Below are 17,107 nucleotides of genomic sequence, written 5' to 3'. Positions count from 1 at the left end.
AGCGTAGCGTGACTGCGGCGTCGCGGTGCGCGAAGAGGCGAGGTAGGACCGTACGCAGATTCGTTCCGGGAGCCGTCCCACCGGGGCACGATCGTCGCTCTGCGTGATCACCAGGGTGCCCCGGCCGGCGCGTTCTCCGTGGTGGACGGGGGTTCCCCCAGACGGCCGAACACGCTCCGTCAGCGGGCTTCGGGACCATCGCGGACCGGCATCATCGCCTGGCGCGTCAACTTCCAGCCGTCGCCGTGTCGTTCGACGTAACCAAGTGCTCGTAGTTCGTACAGTCGCGCGACGGCGTCGTCCGGGGTGGTCTGCGCGGCGCGCGCGATCTCCTCGGGGCGGGCCGTGACGCGTGCCGGCAGCGCGGCGAGGACCTGACGGCCGGCCGGGTCGAGCAGGTCCCGGGGCAGTACGGGTCCTCGGCGCTCCGGAGCGAGTTCGCCCATGTCGCCGACCAGTTCGACGACCTCGGCGGCGTCGGTGACCAGGACCGCGTCCTGGCGCAGCAGTTCGTGCACTCCGGCGGAGAGTCCGCTGGTGGCGGGCCCGGGGACGCCCATGACGTGCCGTCCCAGGCGCCGGGCCGCACGGGCCGTCACCAGGGAGCCGCTGCGGAGGGCGGCCTCGACGACGACCGTGCCCCGGGTGAGCGCGGCGATCACCCTGTTGCGGCAGATGAACCTGCTCGGTGTCGGGTGCTCCCCGGGCGGCAACTCGCCGAGGACCAGCCCTTGTTCGGCGATCCTGCCGATGAGCCCGGCGTGTCCGCGCGGGTAGGGCCGGTCGACCCCGCAGGCGAGGACCGCGACGGTGGCGCCGCCGGAGCCCAGCGCTCCTCGGTGCGCGGCACCGTCGACCCCGTAGGCGCCGCCGGACACCACGATCCAGCCGCGCTCGGCCAGCTCCGCGGCGAGCGTGGCCGCCATGTACGCGCCGTACTCGGTACAGGCTCGGGCGCCGACGACGGCGACCGAGCGCAGGGCCCACATCCGGAGGTCGGCCCCGCCGCGCACCCACAGCCCGAGCGGTCGCGCGTCCCCCAGGTCGTCGAGCTGCCCGGGCCATTCGGCCGCTCCCGGCGGGACGAACCGCACCCCGGCGTCCCGCGCGAGCGCGAGGTCCCGGCGCGGCTCGGCCCGCCCGGCCCGGGCCACCAGCCCGGCCCACCGCTTCCCGCTCACCCCGGGCAGCGGCTCGCCCCCTTCCCGCAGCCGGCGTACCACCGCGTCCACCCCGAGTTCCCGCACCCAGCGCCCGCCCGCCTCGTCACCGGGCTCGACGACCCTGGTGAGGAAGACCCGGCCGAGCACCTCGTCCCCGGAGCCGGCCGCGGCGCTCATACCGCCGCCCCGATCGTCATGGGCACCCCGCGCGGAACCCCGGTCCGCAGTTGCAGGGCGAGTCCGACGTCCGAGGCGTCGGGCCGGTCGCGGCCGGACAGGTCGGCGACCGTCCAGGCGACCCGGAGGACCCGGTCGAGGCCCCGGGCGCTGAGCATGCCCCGTTCCAGGCTGCGCTCGGCGGCGTCCATGGCGCCGGGGGCGGCGTGCCAGCGGCTGCGCAGCTCCCGGCCGGGGACCTCGCTGTTGGTGCGCCAGGGGGTGCCGGCGAGCCGCGCGGCCGCGCGCTCCCGGGCCGTGCGGACCCGGTCGGCGACCGTGACGGTCCTCTCGCCCCGCGCGGCGTTCGCCGTCAGTTCGGAGCGGGTGACGCGGTCGACCTCGACCCGCAGGTCGACCCGGTCGAGCAGCGGCCCGGACAGTCTGGCCTGGTAGCGGCGGACCGCGGCGGGCGGGCACTCGCAGTGGTCGTTGACCAGTGAGAAGCGCCCGCAGGGACACGGGTTGGCGGCGAGCACCATGAGGAACCGGGCCGGAAAGCGCACGACCCCCGCGCTGCGGGCGATGATCACGTGCCCGGCTTCCAGCGGCTGACGCAGGGCGTCCAGGGCCTTGCCGCCGAATTCGGGCGTTTCATCCAGAAAGAGCACTCCACGGTGCGAGAGGGAGACCGCTCCCGGCCGGGCCGTGCCGGGGCCTCCGCCGACGAGTGCCTGCATGGTGGCCGAGTGGTGCGGGGCGCAGTAGGGGGCCGTGCCGATCAGGGGCTTGCCCGGTGGCAGCAGACCCGCCACCGAGTGCACGGCGGTCACCTCCAGGGACGCCTGCCGGTCCAGGGGCGGCAGGATCGACGGCAGCCGCTCCGCGAGCATCGTCTTGCCCGCGCCGGGGGGTCCTTCCAGGAAGAGGTGGTGTCCACCCGCCGCGGCCACCTCCACCGCCGTGCGCGCCGAGTGCTGGCCCACCACGTCCGCGAGGTCGTGGCCCTGGTCGTGCTGTGCCGCGCCGATGCCGTGCATGCCGGTGGCCGCTCCGGTGCCGGGGACACGCAGCCCCGCCAGCAGCGGGTCGGGCCGGTCCCGGTCCTCGGCGTCCTCCTCCGGCACCGGCTCGTCGGTGAGCACGGCGATCAGCCGGCGCAGGCTGCGGACGCCCAGGACGGACACGCCCGGCACGAGCGATGCCTCGGCGGCGGCGCACTCGGGCACCACCACCTGCTCGTAGCCCGCGTCGGCCGCGGCCAGCACGGCGGGCAGGATGCCGCGCACCGGCCGCACCCGGCCGTCCAGCCCGAGCTCGCCGATCATCACGATGTCGGCGAGCACACGTGGATCGATCCGCTCGGCGGCTCCGAGCACCGCGCAGGCGACGGCGAGGTCGAAGCCGCTGCCGGCCTTCGGCACCGAGGCCGGGCTGAGGCCCACGGTGAGTTTCTTCTGCGGCCACTCGCCGCCGGAGTTGACCACGGCGGCCCTGACCCGGTCGCGGCTCTCCGTGAGGCTCTTGTCCGGCAGTCCCACCAGGGTGAACGCCGCGACGCCCGGTTCCAGGTCGGCCTGGACCTCCACGACGACACCCTCGACGCCCACCAGCGTCACCGAGCACGTACGGGCGAACCCCATGTCAGGCCACCCCCCGGACGTGCTCGACGACGGGTGCGCCGCGGGCCGGCAGCAGTACGCCGACCAGGTCGATGCGGACACCGCCGGGGGGTCCGCCCCCGTGTTCGTGGAGCCAGCGTTCCGCCAGGTTCCGCAGGCGGCCGGCCTTGGCCGGCGTGACCGCCTCCATGGGGTGCTGGAATGCTCCTGCCCTGCGGGTCTTCACCTCGCAGACGACCAGGGCGTCTCCGTCCCGGGCCACGATGTCGATCTCACCGGTCCTGCCGCAGCGCCAGTTGCGCTCCAGGACCGTCATGCCCGCCTGGGTCAGCCGCCGTGCGGCCAGGGTCTCGCCGTACCTGCCGAGTGCGCTGCGCGCCCGTTGTGCGTTCATGTCGGCACCACCTCCGGCGCCCACCGTCACGCGTTCCGCCGCACGAAGTGGATCTTGGTGCGTTACCCGGCGGTTGTGGACAACTCCGTCACCCGCCCGGGAGCTCCAGATCGCTCTTGTTGAGCTCCTCGATGTTCACGTCCTTGAACGTGAGGACCCGCACCTGCTTCACGAACCTGGCCGGGCGGTACATGTCCCACACCCAGGCGTCCGCCATGGACACCTCGAAGAACACTTCGCCCTGGACCGAGTGCACCTGCATCTCGTAGTCGTTGGTCAGGTAGAAGCGGCGCTCGGTCTCGATCACGTATTTGAACAAGCCGACGACATCTCGGTACTCCCGGTAGAGCTTCAGCTCCATCTCGGTCTCGTACTTCTCGAGGTCCTCGGCGCTCATGGCAGTTCCCCTTCAGCCGTGCGATCCCCCCATTGTGCGCCAGTCCCGGAAGTCACCGGACGATTTCGGTGTCCAGGGTCACGGGGCGGGCCGGGGGACCTTCGTCGAGCAGTGTCCGCAGCAGCCCTGCGAGTCCGGTCGGATACACCGTCTCATGCGTCCCGGCCAGTTCCGGGCACGTCCACCAGCGCGCTCCGGCGACGCTGCGCCGCTCCAGCTCGGTCAGCGCCGTGGCCGCGGTCACCGTCTGGGTGGTGCGGGCGAGGAAGTACCACTCGTCCTGGTCCCAGCGGCGCCCTGCGAAGGGGAAGGAGCACCTGCGCCGCCACAGCACCGGCCCGAGCTCGACGTCCGTGATGCCGGTCTCCTCGGCGAGCTCGCGCAGCGCGGCCTGCTCACGGGTCTCCTCGCCCTCCACTCCCCCGCCGGGCGTGAACCACCAGTCGTCGGCGGGGTCGTCCGGCTCGTGGCCGTGCAGCAGGAGGACACGGTCCCGCGGGTCGAGCAGCACGACCCGGGCGACCCGGCGCAGCCCGCCCTCGTAGGAGCTCTCGACCGCCGGAAGGGGCTCAGCGGGCACCGGCGCTCCCCGCGTCCCCCCGGGCCCGGGAAGCCCCCGCCCGCTGGGCGAAGGGGCCGTACGCCGCCCCGCCGAGGACGAGCACGGCACCGGCGATCACCACCGCGGTCACGGTCCTGAGCGGGCCGGGCGAGGACAGCGCGCCGAGCTCCTCGAAGCCGGAGGGCGCGGGCAGCATGCCGTCCATCGGCCAGACGACGGCGTCGACCCTGGCCTGTACGGCACCGCGGGAGACGGTGCCGCCCGCGGCGTCGGTCAGGTGGGCCGTGGAGTCCACCGACCCGGAACGCTCGTCGCCGAGGAGGAAGAGGCGCCCCTTCGGTACGGTCACCTCGGGGAAGGCGGTGAAGCCGGTCACCGCGTCGGCGGCGAGATACGGCTCGTCGATCTCCTCGCCGTTGACCTTCAGCTTGCCCTCCTGGCAGCAGGAGACCTTGTCACCGCCGACGGCGACGACCCGCTTCACCATGGGCACGTTGGACCACGTGGCGTCCGTGAAGACGACGACGTCACCGCGGCGGACCTCACCGCCGTCGACGCGCTGGGCCAGCACCCGCTCGCCGGCGCCGATCGTCGGCGCCATCGAGGTGGTGGGCACGGTGTACGGCCGGTACACCACCGCGCCCCACACGAATCCGCCGAGGAACATCAGCAGGCCGAGGGCGACGGCCACGTTGGACAGGAGCTGACCGGTGCGGCCGCCCGCCCGGGAAGTTCCCGGACCGCCCGTGCCGGGGACCGTACGCGTCGTGCTCTGACCACTCATGGCCCGCACCCTACCCGGCAGTACCGGACGCGGTCAGCCCTCTTCGCGGCCCTCCCCGGCGCCGGACCGCCGGCGCCGCCAGAGCACCAGCGGCACCGCGCCCACCAGCGCGAGCCCCTGCGGCGCGAGGGACAAGGCCGCGCCGGACGGGGACGAGGCGTTCAGACCGGGCTGGTCGAAGGTGTCCGGGACCGGCAGGTTGCTCCAGCGGTCCAGCGGCCAGGCGACGACGACGGCACGGCCGACGACCTTGTCCACGGGGACGAAGCCCTCGTTCTCGTCGGCCTGGTTGTACCGCGAGTCCCGGGAGTTCTGACGGTGGTCGCCCATGACCCAGACGTGGCCCTCGGGGACCTTCACCTTGAACTGGCCACCCTGGTCGTCCTGGCTGCACGGGGTGTTGCCGGGATAGACGTACGACGACTCGTTCAGCGCCTTGCCGTTGACCTTCAGGGGGCCGGTGCCCTTGCACTCGACCGTGTCACCGCCGACCCCGATGACCCGCTTGATCAGGTCCTTCTCCTCCGCGGACGGCATCAGGCCGATCCAGCTGAGGACCTTCTGCAGCGCGTTGGGCTCGGGGGTCGGCTCGCCCGCGAGCCAGTTGTCGGGGTCGTGGAAGACGACGACCTCACCACGCTCCGGCTCGGAACCGAACCAGGGGGTGAGCTTGTCGACCAGGACCCGGTCACCCCGCTGGAGGGTGTTCTGCATCGAGTCGGACGGGATGGAGAACGCCTGCACCAGGAACGTCTTGATCAGCAGCGCCAGCACCAGGGCGATACCGATCAGGATGGGCAGCTCCTTCCAGAAGGAGCGGGGCTGCTTCGACCGCGGCGAGCCGTGGCCCGAGCCGCCCTGCTCCGTCGGGGGCTGCCCGCCCCCGGATCCGTCGCCGTCCGCCGAGGAGTGATTCCCGGAGGTCACGGAGTCGTCCGCCGCCGGATAGGCCGCTTCCCCGGGACGCCCGCGGCGCTCCTCGCCCTCGCGCCCGGACCGTGCGCCAACCGCCGCATCCCCCACGCCATCTCCTCACTCTCTGCCGCCGCCCGCGCCATCCCCGGCGCAGGCCCACCACTCCCATAACGAGCGGGAGTTCCGCAGGGGTCGGGAGCTGGACCATTCCCTCGGGATCGTCCGGGGCAACCCTATGCGACAGCGGGGCGGCGGCGGTCGATCCCGGCGCGGAGTCCGACACGGACGCGTAGGTCGCGGGTTCCTCCAGGGTGCTCCAGCGGCCGAGGGGCCAGGCGATGACCACGGCCCGGCCCACCACCTCGTCCTCGGAGACGGTGCCGCCGTAGTCGGTGTCCTGGTGGGAACGGGAGTCGGCCGAGTTCGACCGGTGGTCGCCCATCACCCACAGGCGCCCCTCGGGCACCGTGATGTCGAACGGGATCGTGGACGGGGCGTTGCCGGGGTAGAGGTAGTCGCCCTCGTCCAGGGGAACGCCGTTGACCGTCACCCGGCCCTGCTGGTCACAGCACTGGACCTGGTCGCCGCCGACGCCGACGACCCGTTTGATGAGGTCCTTGTCGTTCTCGGACGGCAGCAGTCCGATGAAGGTGAGCCCTTCCTTGATCTGCTTGATCCCGACGGGGTCGTCCTTGCTCGGGGTGGGCTGCTCGGTCGCCAGCCAGCCGCCGGGGTCCTTGAAGACCACGACGTCGCCGCGCTGCGGCTTGGACCCGAACCACGGTGTGAGCTTGTCGACCAGCACCCGGTCGCCGATCTGGATCGTCTGTTCCATCGAGCCGGAGGGGATGACGAAGGCCTGGACGAGGAACGTCTTGAGCACCAGCGCGATCAGGACGGCGACGCCGACCAGGAGGGGGATCTCCTTGACGGCGCTGCGCCGGCGGCGCCGCTTGACCTTGCGCTGGAGCTTGCGCCGCTCGGCGCGGCTGCGCCCGGGAGACGCGCCGGTCGCGCGGCGGGAGCCGGTGGGCAGCAGGTTCTCGGCGGCGCTCTCGGGGACGCCGCGGGGTTTGCCCCGGTTACCCATGGCCGTCCTCCGCCCGCCGGGCCGTGTCCGCTTCCCGGCCGGGGACGCGCGCGTAGGCGTCGGGCCGGTGCAGCCGGGTGGCACGGTCGAGCGGCCACACGATCGCGTCGGCGCGGCCGATCACCTCGTCCACGGGGACCATCCCGCCGCCGGGTGAGCCGAGGCGGTCGCGGGAGTCGCTGGAGCCGGCGCGGTGGTCACCGAGGACGAACAGCCGTCCGTCGGGCACGACGACGTCGAACGGCACACTGGAAGGGCTGTCGCCGGGGAACAGGAATCCCGACTCGTCGACCGACCGGCCGTTCACCCGGATCCTCCCCTCCCCCGCGCAGCAGACGACGTGGTCTCCGCCCACCCCGACGACCCGCTTGATGTAGTCGGCCTCACCGAAATACCCGGTGCCGTCGAATACAATCACGTCGCCGCGGTCCGGCCCGTCGCCGGAGCGGTACGCCAACTTGTTTACGAGCACGCGGTCCCCGGCCCTCAATCCGGGCTCCATCGATCCGCTGGGGATCTCGAACGGGCGCACCACGAACGTGTTGAGGGCCAGCAGGAACAGCAGGCAGAGCAGCAGCGTCAGGCTGATGCGCCCACCGGGGAGCCAGGACGAGACACGTGGCACCAACGCGGAACGCGACCGCTCCTCCGGCCCCCGTGGATCCGAGGCGTCCTCGGGACCAGGCGGGGGGAGGGAACGGTCGCGCTCCGTCGGCTGTGCTTCGGTGTCCATCGGGGCCGAATGCTATCCGGCCGCGATGTGTCGCCGGTAAAGCGCTCAGTTCTCGCGCTTCTCCTTGATCTTCGCCGCCTTGCCGCGCAGCTCGCGCAGGTAGTACAGCTTGGCGCGGCGGACGTCGCCCTTGGTGACGAGCTCGATCTTCTCCACGATCGGGGTGTGCACCGGGAAGGTGCGCTCGACGCCGACGGAGAAGGAGACCTTGCGGACCGTGAAGGTCTCGCGGACGCCGGCACCCTGGCGGCGGATCACCACGCCCTTGAACTGCTGCACACGGGAGCGGTTGCCCTCGATGACGCGCACGTGGACGTTGACGGTGTCGCCGGGGCGGAACGCCGGGACGTCGCTGCGCAGCGACGCGGAGTCGACGGAGTCGAGCAGGTGAGACATTTCGTCTGCTTTCTTCGCTGATGCCGCAGGTCATCAACGGCGTCTAGGGTTTCGGATCACAGAGGTGCGGTGCGGGCGGGCGTCATGTCCCCCTGCGGCAGGGGCGCACGCCGGACGACGCACAACAGCGGCCTATTCTTCCACGCCGTCGGTCCTGCGCCAAAATCGACCGTACGGCTCGCCCGCGGGGTCCGGCGCCCAGCCCAGGATGGACAGCATCTCGCGGTCCTTCTTGTCGAAGGCCCCGGGCTCGCAGCGTTCGATGAGGTCGGGGCGGTGGGCGGTGGTGCGGCGCAGCGCCTCGTCGCGGCGCCAGCGGGCGATCTTCCCGTGGTGGCCGCTGAGCAGCACGTCCGGGACGCCCCGGCCGCGCCACAGCGGCGGCTTGGTGTGGACGGGGCCCTCCAGGAGGCTCGCCATGGCGCCGGGTGCGAAGGAGTCGTCGCGGTGCGACTCGGCGTTGCCGAGGACGCCGGGGAGCAGCCGGGCCACGGCCTCGGTGACGACGAGGACCGCCGCTTCGCCGCCGGCCAGGACGTAGTCGCCGATGGACACCTCGTACACGGGCATCCTGGTCGCGTACTCGTCGACGACACGGCGGTCGATGCCCTCGTAGCGGGCCGGGGTGAAGATCAGCCACGGGCGCTCGGAGAGCTGGACGGCGAGTTCCTGGGTGAAGGGACGCCCGCTGGGGGTGGGGACGATCAGGGCCGGCTCGCGGGAGCCGCGCTCGTAGCCGTCCGCCAGGACGGAGTCGAGGGCGTCCCCCCACGGCTCGGTCTTCATGACCATGCCGGGGCCGCCGCCGTACGGGGTGTCGTCGACGGTGTGGTGGCGGTCGTGGGTCCAGTCGCGCAGGTCGTGCACGTGCACGTCGAGCACGCCGCGCGCGCGGGCCTTGCCGACGAGGGAGACGTTCAGCGGTTCCAGGTACTCGGGGAAGATCGTGACGACGTCGAGCCGCATCACGCCTCGTCCCCGGCGTCCCTGGACGAGACGACCTCGGCCCGGTCGTCGATCAGGCCGGGCGGCGGGTCGATGACCGCGCGCTGCTCCTCCAGGTCGATCTCGGTGACGATCTCCTCGACGAACGGCACGTACACCTCGCTGCCGTCGGGACGCTCGACCACGAAGAGGTCCTGGGTGGGCAGGTGCGAGATCTCGGTGATCCGGCCGACCTCCTCGCCGTCCTTCGTGACGACGTCGAGGTCGATCAGCTGGTGGTCGTAGTACTCGTCGTCGCCCTCGGGCCGCTCGTCGGGGTCCACGTCCGCGATCAGCAGGGTGTTGCGCAGCGCTTCGGCGCCGGTGCGGTCGCGCACGCCCTCGAAGCGCAGCAGGAGGCGGCCGCTGTGCACGCGGCCGGTCTCGATGGTGAGCGGTCCCACGGAGGCCGGATCCGTGGTCAGGACGGCACCGGGGCCGAGCCTCAGCTCCGGTTCGTCGGTGCGGACCTCGACGGTGACCTCGCCCTTGATGCCGTGGGCACGGCCGATGCGAGCGACTACCAGCTGCACTGTGCTTGATCTCCTGTCATACGACTGCGGGCCGGGGACGGCCCAGTGGCCTTCCCCGGCCCGAGCCGGTGCTGCTTCGGCGTCAGCGGACGTGGTCCACGTCGACGAGGTCGACACGGACACCGCGGCCGCCGATGGCGCCCACGACGGTACGCAGAGCGCGCGCGGTGCGGCCGTTGCGGCCGATCACCTTGCCGAGGTCGTCCGGGTGGACCCGGACCTCGAGCACACGCCCGCGACGCAGGTCGCGCGAGGCGACCTGCACATCGTCAGGGTTGTCGACGATGCCCTTCACGAGGTGCTCGAGAGCCTCCTCGAGCATGCTCAGGCCTCGGTCGACGCGGACTCGGCGGCAGCCTCGTCCTTCTTCTCAGCCTTCTTCTTCTGGGTGATCGCCTCACCCTTGCCCTCGTCCTCGCCGCCGATCGCCTCGAACGTCGGACGGGCGGGCTTCTCGGCCTGCTGGAGCAGCGGAGCCGGGGCGGGCTCGCCCTTGAACTTCTGCCAGTCGCCGGTCTTCTTCAGGATGGCGAGCACGGGCTCGGTCGGCTGGGCGCCGACACCGAGCCAGTACGCCACGCGCTCACCGTCGACCTCGATCACCGACGGGTTGTACGTCGGGTGGTACTTGCCGATCTCCTCGATGGCCCGGCCGTCACGGCGGGTACGGGAGTCGGCGACGACGATGCGGTAGTGAGGCGAACGGATCTTGCCCAGACGCTTCAGCTTGATCTTGACTGCCACGGGAGTGAATTCTCCTGATTTTGACGTGGTTGGGCACGGCGGAATCTGCCGCGTGGGGTTGCGGTACCCGAGTGCCCGATGGACGCGTCAGCCGGAGGAGAGAGGGATCCTGTGCGACTGTCGAGTACAGCTAGCCATTGTGCCACACCGCGCGGGGCGCGCCCGACCGCGGGGGGACCGCTCACGGGCAGCCGGAGGCACCCGGCGTCGCGGTGACCTTACGGCGGGTGTGCCGTCGCGCCCGCTCGCGCCGGTGGGGCGGCACGGGCGGGAGCGGTGGCGGGAGGGGGATGGACGCGGCAGCGTACGGGCCGGCCCCGGCATCCACGAGATGCCGGGGCCTCAGCTCGCCGCTGCTACTTCCGGAATCCGGAAGGGCTTTCCGCAGCCGCCGCAGACGATGGGGGCCTGGGCCAGGACCGAGGGGACGACGCGGACGTTGCGGCCGCAGTCGCAGACGGCCTTGACGCGCACCCCGCCCCCGGAGGAGCCGTGCCGTGCGGCCGGGCCGCGGAAGCTGCGGGCGGTGTCTGCCGCGGTCGCCGCGGTGTGCGCCTTCAGGGCACGGTGCAGACGCTCCGTCGTCGGACGGTAGCGGCGCTTCGCCTCGGGGGTGAGCGTGACCAGCGAGAAGCCGCTGCTGGGATGCGGCTCCTCGGGGTGGTCCAGGCCCAGCTCCTCGGCGATCGCGAGGAATCTGCGGTTGTGGTAGCGGCCGGCTCGGGATGTGTCGCGCACGCCGCGTGCGGCGGCGACGCCGTGGACTGCCTCGTGCAGCAGTCGCTCGAAGGAGAGCTCGTGACCGCAGGCGGACGACGACTCCCCGATCAGGGACTCGGGCGCGGCAAGATCGGGCAGCTCGGGGTGGTACCGCTGAATGTCGGCCCACGCCTGCGCCAGTTCTGCGGCGAGAACAGGTGGTGTCTGTGTCGTGCTCACGTAATGAGAACGAGCGCGGGTACCTCAGTGTTCCGATTCCGGGGCATCCCAAATAATTTGCACGTACCCGTCAGTTGCCACTGATGCGTCCTGACGAGGGCGGGTGCGCTGATCTGCGGAGAAGCCTCACAGCTCATCTCAAGCTGGTGCGTAGGCTGACGTACGCCCCAGCGCCTGAAGCGCCTGGTGGACTCCGGTACGCGTGGGGTTCCCGGCCGCGCAAGAGGCGTTTCGGCCGCTCTTCGGGCGGCCCGGCGCCCGGCTCACCCGAGGCGCCACGACCGCGACGTTACCCGGTCCCCCACCCGCACCGCGCACCACCCCCGTCCCGGCGCCCACCGGCCCCGCCGACCTCGGCCGGACCCGGTCTTCCCCGGCGCCTTCGCCGTGGCGGGCCGCACGGCCCCGGATGACCGAAGCGTGAATTCTTGCCACTGGCACGAGCGACTACCAAGCCGCCGCCGCATTCCACTGGACGACACGTCGAGGGCGCAGTTTCCTGGCATACGGGGGGTGCGGGCGCACTGCACGGGGGCCAGGGACGGGCACTGCGGCAACTCTCGGCTGATTGGGGCGCTTACCTATGACACCTACGCTCGTGCGGCAGCACCTGCCCCACGCGGGGGCCGCCCCCCGCGTGGACCGGCGCGCACGCGCGCGTGACTGGTCCGAGATCCAGGAGCGGATGCTCGTACCGCTCTACGAGGCGGTCTACGAGCGGCTGGACGTGGGGCCCGCGACCCGGCTCCTCGGCCTCGGCTGCGGCTCCGGGCTGGCCCTGCTCATGGCGGCCTCGCGCGGCGCCGCGGTCGCGGGCGTCGACACCTGCGACGACCGGCTCGCCCTCGCCCGGGAGCGGCTGCTGCCCGACGGCGCGCACGCGGGGGCGGGCGCGCGCGTGGTGCGCGGCTCACCGGCGGACGCCGCCCGCGCGGACGCCCCCGCGTACACCGTGGTGACGGCCTTCGAGCCGATCGGCTCTCTGGCGGGGGACGCGGAACGCCTCGGCGGGCTGCTCGCCGAGGCGGTGCCGCTCGCCGTGCGAGGAGCGGCCGTGGTGCTGTCCGGCTGGGGCCCGCCCGAGCGGTGCGCCACGGCCTCCGTGCTCAGGGTGGCCGGCGAACTCGCGGAGCCGCCGCCCGGTACCGGCGGCCGGCGCCCCACCGACCGTGACGACCTGGAGCGGGTCGCCGAGCGGGCGGGACTGCGCCCCGACGGCTCCGGCCGGGTGGCCTGCCCGTTCGGTTACGCGGACGCGGACAGCGCGGTGCGGGGCCTGAAGTCGACCGGACTCTTCGATCCGGCGATCGCCGCCACGGACCGGCAGCAGGTCGACAAGGAGCTGGCCGAGGCCCTGCACCCGTACCAGCGGCCGGACGGGACCGTGTGGATGCCGAACGTGTTCCGCTACCTCGTCGCACGCGTCCCCTGAGACATGCCGCTGGGGCGCCCCTGCGGAGAGGGACGCCCCAGTGGCCCGGACGAGGTCCTCAGCCCATGAACTTCTTGAACTCGTCGGGCAGCTCGAAGTCCTTGCCGGCCTGCTGCGGCAGACCGAAGGGGCTGCCGCCCTCGGCGGCGGCGGCGCGGCGGGCTGCCTCCTCCTGCTCCTGCTGCTTGCGCTTCATCGGGTTGCCGGAGCGCTGCTTGCCCTTGGCCTGCTTCTGCTTCTTCTTCGTCCGGCCCGGACCGCCGCCCATGCCCGGCATCCCGGGCATCCCCGGCATGCCGCCGCCCTGCGCCATGCGGGACATCATCTTCCGCGCCTCGAAGAACCGCTCGACCAGGTTCTTCACCGCGCTGACCTCGACACCGGAGCCCTTGGCGATACGGGCACGGCGCGAGCCGTTGATGATCGTCGGCTCCTGGCGCTCGGCCGGGGTCATCGACTTGATGATCGCGGCGGTGCGGTCGACGTCCCGCTCGTCGAGGTTGTTGATCTGGTCCTTGATCTGCCCCATGCCGGGGAGCATCCCGAGGAGCTTCGAGATGGAACCCATTTTCCTGACCTGCTCCATCTGGGCCAGGAAGTCGTCCAGGGTGAAGTCCTGGCCCTTCTTGGACGCCAGCTTGGAGGCCATCTTCTCGGCCTCTTCCTGACTGAACGTCTTCTCCGCCTGCTCGATCAGGGTGAGCAGGTCACCCATGTCGAGGATGCGGGAGGCCATCCGGTCCGGGTGGAAGGCGTCGAATTCGTCGAGCTTCTCGCCGTTCGAGGCGAACATGATCGGCTTGCCGGTGACCTGCCGGATCGACAGCGCCGCACCACCGCGCGCGTCACCGTCGAGCTTGGAGAGCACCACGCCGTCGAAGCCGACGCCGTCGCGGAAGGCCTCCGCGGTGTTGACCGCGTCCTGACCGATCATCGCGTCGACGACGAACAGGATCTCGTCGGGGCGGACGGCGTCGCGGATGTCCGCGGCCTGCTGCATCAACTCCTGGTCGATGCCCAGGCGGCCGGCGGTGTCCACGATGACGATGTCGTGGACCTTGGTCCTGGCGAACTCGATGGAGTCCTTGGCGACCTTCACCGGGTCGCCCACCCCGTTGCCCGGCTCGGGCGCGTAGACGGCCACACCCGCGCGCCCGGCGACGACGCTCAGCTGGTTCACCGCGTTCGGGCGCTGGAGGTCGGCGGCGACCAGGACCGGGGAGTGCCCCTGGTCCTTGAGCCACTTGCCGAGCTTGCCCGCGAGGGTGGTCTTACCGGCACCCTGCAGACCGGCCAGCATGATCACGGTGGGGGGCTGCTTGGCGAAGCGCAGCCGGCGGGTCTCGCCGCCGAGGATGGTGACCAGTTCGTCATTGACGATCTTGAGCACCTGCTGCGCCGGATTCAGCGCCTTGGAGACCTCGGCACCGAGCGACCGTTCCTTCACGTTCTTGATGAAGGTTCGGACGACGGGCAGGGCCACGTCCGCTTCCAGGAGGGCGATGCGGATCTCACGCGCCGTGGCGTCGATGTCCGCTTCGCTCAGCCGGCCTTTTCCGCGGAGGTTTTTGAAGGTCGCGCTGAGGCGGTCGGAGAGAGTATCGAACACGGCGGCGTCGGTCCTCAGGGTCGGGGGCGGAACTGGGCTGCCCTCCAGGGTATCCGGCCCGGCAAGCAAATCGTCCCTGCCCGCTGCAGAGAGCGGTCAGGGACGAGATCCCCGCGTCGGCGGGGAGCAGAGAATGCCTAGCAGCTTGCAGATGCTGCCCATCGGACCACCCCCGCGTCGGCGGGGAGCACATCAGGTGAACGCATGACCTGGCCAAAAGGTCACGACCGCAACGTCTCCTCCAGCTTCCGGGCCATCGACGCCGCCTCCTCGCCGGGCAGAGGCGAGCCGTCCGGCAGGGTCACGTAGAAGGCGTCGACCGCGTTCGCCCCCAGCGTGCTCGCGTGCGCGCTCCGCACCCGCACCCCCGCGTCCTCCAGTGCCCGCCCGATGCGGAACAGCAGGCCGGGGGCGTCCTGCGCGCGGACCTCGATGACCGTGGCGTGCCGGGAGGCGGCCGGGGCGACCGTCACGCGCGGCGGGGGCGCGACCACACCCCGGCGCCGGGGATAGGCGGCGTCCCGCTCGGCGAGGCGGGCGGCGACGTCGAGGGTGCCGTCCAGGGCGCGTACGAGGTCGGCGCGGAGCCGGGCGGCCTGGGGCAGGGAGCCGTACTCGGCGGCGACCCGCCAGTCCAGCAGCAGGACGGAGCCGTCGACGCCCGCGGGGAGGTCCAGCGCCCGCAGCTCGGCGGTCCGCACGGTCAGCCGGTGCAGGGCGAGCACACCGGCCACCGCGGGGAGCACGCCCGCCTGGTCGGGTACGGCGATGAGCAGCTCCACGCCCAGCGGTTCGGGGTCTCCGGAGGGTTCGGCGGGCGGCTCGGTCTGGGCCCGCAGGGACAGTACGGGCGCGCCCGTGGCGACCGCCTCGAGCGCGAGACGCTCGTGTTCGGCGGTGGGCGCGGCTGCCGCGGGGTCGTCCGGTACGTCGCCGGAGAGCACGGCGGAGACCCGCTTGACCAGGTCGGTGACGAGCGAGGCGCGCCAGGACGACCACGCGGCCGGCCCGGTGGCGAGGGCGTCCGCCTCGGTGAGGGCGTGCAGCAGTTCGAGGGTGCCCGTGGTGCCGACGGCCCCGGCGACCGCCCGCACGGTGGCCGGGTCGTCCAGGTCGCGCCGGGTGGCCGTCTCGACGAGCAGGAGGTGGTGGCGTACGAGGGTGGCGATCACGGTGACGTCGTGGTGGTCGAAGCCGATGCGGGCGGCCACGTCCTCGGCGATGACCTCGCCGGCCACCGAGTGGTCGCCGGGCCAGCCCTTGCCGATGTCGTGCAGCAGCGCCGCGACCAGCAGCAGGTCGGGCCGGTGCACGCGCCGGGTGAACTCGGAGGCGCGTACGGCCGTCTCGATGAGGTGCCGGTCCACGGTCCACAGGTGGACGGCGTTGCGCTGGGGCCGGCAGCGGACCCGCTCCCAGTCCGGGAGCATCCTGGTGACCAGGCCCTCCGCCTCCAGCGCCTCCCAGACCTGCACGGTGGGCCGGCCGGAGCCGAGCAGGGTCACCAGTTGTTCCCGTGCCTCCGCCGGCCAGGGCGTGGGCAGGGGGCGGGCGCCGGTGGCCATGCGCCGTACGGCGTGCAGGGAGAGCGGCAGTCCGGCCTGGGCGGCGGCGGCCGCCGCGCGCAGGGGGAGCACGGGGTCGCGTTCGGGGCGCGCGGTGCGGGCGAGGACCACCTCGCCGTCCTGTTCCACGACGCCCTCGGCGAGCGGGGAGCGGTCGGTTGCCGGTTTCCCGCCCAGCATGGCGCGCAGCCGTGGCCGTACCGAGCGCGAGCGCAGCACGCGTCCCACTTCTCGCCAGGTGACGTCGGTGGCGTAGGCGATGACCCGCGCGGCCTCGTAGACCTGCCGCAGCAGCGCGTCCGCGTCGAGCATGCCGAGTTCGGCCGCGACCTGGTCCTGCTCCTGGAGGGCGAGGCGGTCGGTGGCGCGGCCGGTGGTCAGGTGCAGGGCGTCCCGTACGTCGAGGAGCCGGCGGCGGGCTTCCGCGAGGCCCTCGCGCGGGGCGTCGGCGAGCCAGGAGGCGGCCACCGCGCGCAGGGCGGTGACGTCACGGAGTCCGCCGCGGGCCTCCTTGAGGTCGGGTTCGAGGAGGTATTGCAGTTCGCCCATGCGTTCGGCGCGTTCCTCGCCCATCTCCCGCAGGGCGGGCAGGCGTTTCGGTGCCTGGTTGCGCCAGTCGGCGAGTACGGAGGTGCGCAGGGCCGTGGTGAGGCCGAGGTCACCGGCGATGTGCCGGGCGTCCAGCAGTCCGAGCTGCACCTTGAGGTCCTCGGCCGCGGTCCTGCGGGCCTCGGCGGGGGTGCGGACGGAGTGGTCGAGGTCGAGGCCCAGGTCCCATACGGGGTACCAGAGGCGGTCGGCGAGCGCGGCGACCGCTTCCGGGGCGCCGCCGTCGTGCAGCAGGAGCAGGTCGAGGTCGCTGCGTGGGGAGAGTTCCGCGCGCCCGTACCCGCCCACGGCGATGAGGGACACACCGCGCGGGGCCCCGTTGCCCGCGGCGAAGAGCCCGCCGAGCCAGGTGTCCGTGAGGTCCGCGAGGGCGGCACGGCGCGGCGGCCCGGACCGCGCCTCCTCGGTGAGGAGGCGCAGCCGGGCCGCCGCGTAGCCGCTGGGTCCCGAGTCGTCCGCCTCGTTGAGCATGTCCTTACC

17 protein-coding genes and 1 pseudogene are annotated in these 17,107 nt (G+C 72.6%); 1 reads left to right on the top strand and 17 read right to left on the bottom strand.

The window, feature by feature from the left end; all coding sequences use genetic code 11:
• Window positions 1–179: 179 nt before the first annotated feature.
• From dprA to ACZ6A9_RS24640, 15 genes and pseudogenes are all read right to left on the bottom strand, one after another.
• A complete protein-coding gene (dprA, locus tag ACZ6A9_RS24710) occupies window positions 180–1,340 on the bottom strand; it encodes a DNA-processing protein DprA (RefSeq protein WP_468989049.1) in 1,161 nt (386 codons plus the stop codon).
• Complete coding sequence (locus ACZ6A9_RS24705) at window positions 1,337–2,962, bottom strand: YifB family Mg chelatase-like AAA ATPase (RefSeq protein ID WP_468989047.1); 1,626 nt, start codon at window positions 2,960–2,962, stop codon at window positions 1,337–1,339. Before ACZ6A9_RS24705 ends, dprA begins: the two co-directional genes overlap by 4 nt.
• Window position 2,963: 1 nt before the next feature.
• Window positions 2,964–3,365: a YraN family protein gene (locus ACZ6A9_RS24700; RefSeq protein WP_468989045.1), complete on the bottom strand. Its 402-nt coding sequence runs from the start codon at window positions 3,363–3,365 to the stop codon at window positions 2,964–2,966.
• 58 nt (window positions 3,366–3,423) lie between these two features.
• On the bottom strand, window positions 3,424–3,732 hold the full coding sequence (locus ACZ6A9_RS24695) for a DUF2469 domain-containing protein (protein ID WP_003965949.1): 309 nt from the start codon (window positions 3,730–3,732) through the stop codon (window positions 3,424–3,426).
• A gap of 52 nt (window positions 3,733–3,784) precedes the next feature.
• Window positions 3,785–4,312 (bottom strand): NUDIX hydrolase, encoded by a 528-nt coding sequence (locus ACZ6A9_RS24690; RefSeq protein ID WP_468989043.1) that lies wholly within the window; start codon window positions 4,310–4,312, stop codon window positions 3,785–3,787.
• Window positions 4,302–5,078: a signal peptidase I gene (gene lepB, locus ACZ6A9_RS24685; RefSeq protein WP_468989038.1), complete on the bottom strand. Its 777-nt coding sequence runs from the start codon at window positions 5,076–5,078 to the stop codon at window positions 4,302–4,304. The genes ACZ6A9_RS24690 and lepB (ACZ6A9_RS24685) overlap by 11 nt, the downstream gene beginning before the upstream one ends.
• Window positions 5,079–5,111: 33 nt before the next feature.
• Entirely contained in the window at window positions 5,112–6,101 is a 990-nt protein-coding gene (lepB, locus tag ACZ6A9_RS24680) for a signal peptidase I (protein ID WP_468989036.1), read from the bottom strand.
• Window positions 5,992–7,083, bottom strand: a pseudogene (gene lepB, locus ACZ6A9_RS24675) (signal peptidase I); the annotation flags it as partial. The gene lepB (ACZ6A9_RS24680) and the pseudogene lepB (ACZ6A9_RS24675), both read right to left, overlap by 110 nt.
• Window positions 7,076–7,816 (bottom strand): signal peptidase I, encoded by a 741-nt coding sequence (lepB, locus tag ACZ6A9_RS24670; protein ID WP_468989033.1) that lies wholly within the window; start codon window positions 7,814–7,816, stop codon window positions 7,076–7,078. The pseudogene lepB (ACZ6A9_RS24675) and the gene lepB (ACZ6A9_RS24670), both read right to left, overlap by 8 nt.
• A gap of 45 nt (window positions 7,817–7,861) precedes the next feature.
• Complete coding sequence (gene rplS, locus ACZ6A9_RS24665; protein ID WP_190098062.1) at window positions 7,862–8,212, bottom strand: 50S ribosomal protein L19; 351 nt, start codon at window positions 8,210–8,212, stop codon at window positions 7,862–7,864.
• 132 nt (window positions 8,213–8,344) lie between these two features.
• Window positions 8,345–9,178 (bottom strand): tRNA (guanosine(37)-N1)-methyltransferase TrmD, encoded by an 834-nt coding sequence (trmD, locus tag ACZ6A9_RS24660; protein WP_468989030.1) that lies wholly within the window; start codon window positions 9,176–9,178, stop codon window positions 8,345–8,347.
• Entirely contained in the window at window positions 9,178–9,729 is a 552-nt protein-coding gene (gene rimM / locus ACZ6A9_RS24655; protein ID WP_468989027.1) for a ribosome maturation factor RimM, read from the bottom strand. Before rimM ends, trmD begins: the two co-directional genes overlap by 1 nt.
• 82 nt (window positions 9,730–9,811) lie before the next feature.
• Complete coding sequence (locus ACZ6A9_RS24650; RefSeq protein ID WP_005479813.1) at window positions 9,812–10,051, bottom strand: RNA-binding protein; 240 nt, start codon at window positions 10,049–10,051, stop codon at window positions 9,812–9,814.
• 2 nt (window positions 10,052–10,053) lie between these two features.
• A complete protein-coding gene (gene rpsP, locus ACZ6A9_RS24645; RefSeq protein ID WP_468989025.1) occupies window positions 10,054–10,473 on the bottom strand; it encodes a 30S ribosomal protein S16 in 420 nt (139 codons plus the stop codon).
• 342 nt (window positions 10,474–10,815) lie between these two features.
• A complete protein-coding gene (locus ACZ6A9_RS24640) occupies window positions 10,816–11,412 on the bottom strand; it encodes a hypothetical protein (RefSeq protein WP_468989022.1) in 597 nt (198 codons plus the stop codon).
• A 583-nt stretch (window positions 11,413–11,995) separates the two neighbouring features.
• Between ACZ6A9_RS24640 and ACZ6A9_RS24635 the strand changes: the two genes are divergently transcribed.
• The gene (locus ACZ6A9_RS24635; protein WP_468989019.1) at window positions 11,996–12,844 is read left to right on the top strand and encodes a methyltransferase domain-containing protein; all 849 of its coding nucleotides are present in this window, start codon (window positions 11,996–11,998) and stop codon (window positions 12,842–12,844) included.
• Window positions 12,845–12,902: 58 nt separating this feature from the next.
• On the opposite strand, the gene ffh is transcribed toward ACZ6A9_RS24635, so the two are convergent.
• Both ffh and ACZ6A9_RS24625 read right to left on the bottom strand, forming a co-directional pair.
• Complete coding sequence (gene ffh / locus ACZ6A9_RS24630; RefSeq protein WP_468989016.1) at window positions 12,903–14,453, bottom strand: signal recognition particle protein; 1,551 nt, start codon at window positions 14,451–14,453, stop codon at window positions 12,903–12,905.
• A 221-nt stretch (window positions 14,454–14,674) separates the two neighbouring features.
• A complete protein-coding gene (locus ACZ6A9_RS24625; protein WP_468989310.1) occupies window positions 14,675–17,098 on the bottom strand; it encodes a [protein-PII] uridylyltransferase in 2,424 nt (807 codons plus the stop codon).
• Window positions 17,099–17,107 lie beyond the last annotated feature (9 nt).

This window comes from Streptomyces sp. NPDC041124 (genome assembly GCF_055592385.1).
Note: the sequence above shows the minus strand (reverse complement) of the source record. Positions and strands in the feature narration are given on the sequence as shown.

Coding starts and splice junctions, on each gene's coding strand:
- dprA (WP_468989049.1), bottom strand. CDS start 1,340: ATGAGCGCCGCGGCCGGCTCCGGGGACGAGGTGCTCGGCCGGGTCTTC.
- ACZ6A9_RS24705 (WP_468989047.1), bottom strand. CDS start 2,962: ATGGGGTTCGCCCGTACGTGCTCGGTGACGCTGGTGGGCGTCGAGGGT.
- ACZ6A9_RS24695 (WP_003965949.1), bottom strand. CDS start 3,732: ATGAGCGCCGAGGACCTCGAGAAGTACGAGACCGAGATGGAGCTGAAG.
- lepB (WP_468989038.1), bottom strand. CDS start 5,078: ATGAGTGGTCAGAGCACGACGCGTACGGTCCCCGGCACGGGCGGTCCG.
- lepB (WP_468989033.1), bottom strand. CDS start 7,816: ATGGACACCGAAGCACAGCCGACGGAGCGCGACCGTTCCCTCCCCCCG.
- rplS (WP_190098062.1), bottom strand. CDS start 8,212: ATGTCTCACCTGCTCGACTCCGTCGACTCCGCGTCGCTGCGCAGCGAC.
- trmD (WP_468989030.1), bottom strand. CDS start 9,178: ATGCGGCTCGACGTCGTCACGATCTTCCCCGAGTACCTGGAACCGCTG.
- ACZ6A9_RS24650 (WP_005479813.1), bottom strand. CDS start 10,051: ATGCTCGAGGAGGCTCTCGAGCACCTCGTGAAGGGCATCGTCGACAAC.
- ACZ6A9_RS24635 (WP_468989019.1), top strand. CDS start 11,996: ATGACACCTACGCTCGTGCGGCAGCACCTGCCCCACGCGGGGGCCGCC.
- ACZ6A9_RS24625 (WP_468989310.1), bottom strand. CDS start 17,098: ATGCTCAACGAGGCGGACGACTCGGGACCCAGCGGCTACGCGGCGGCC.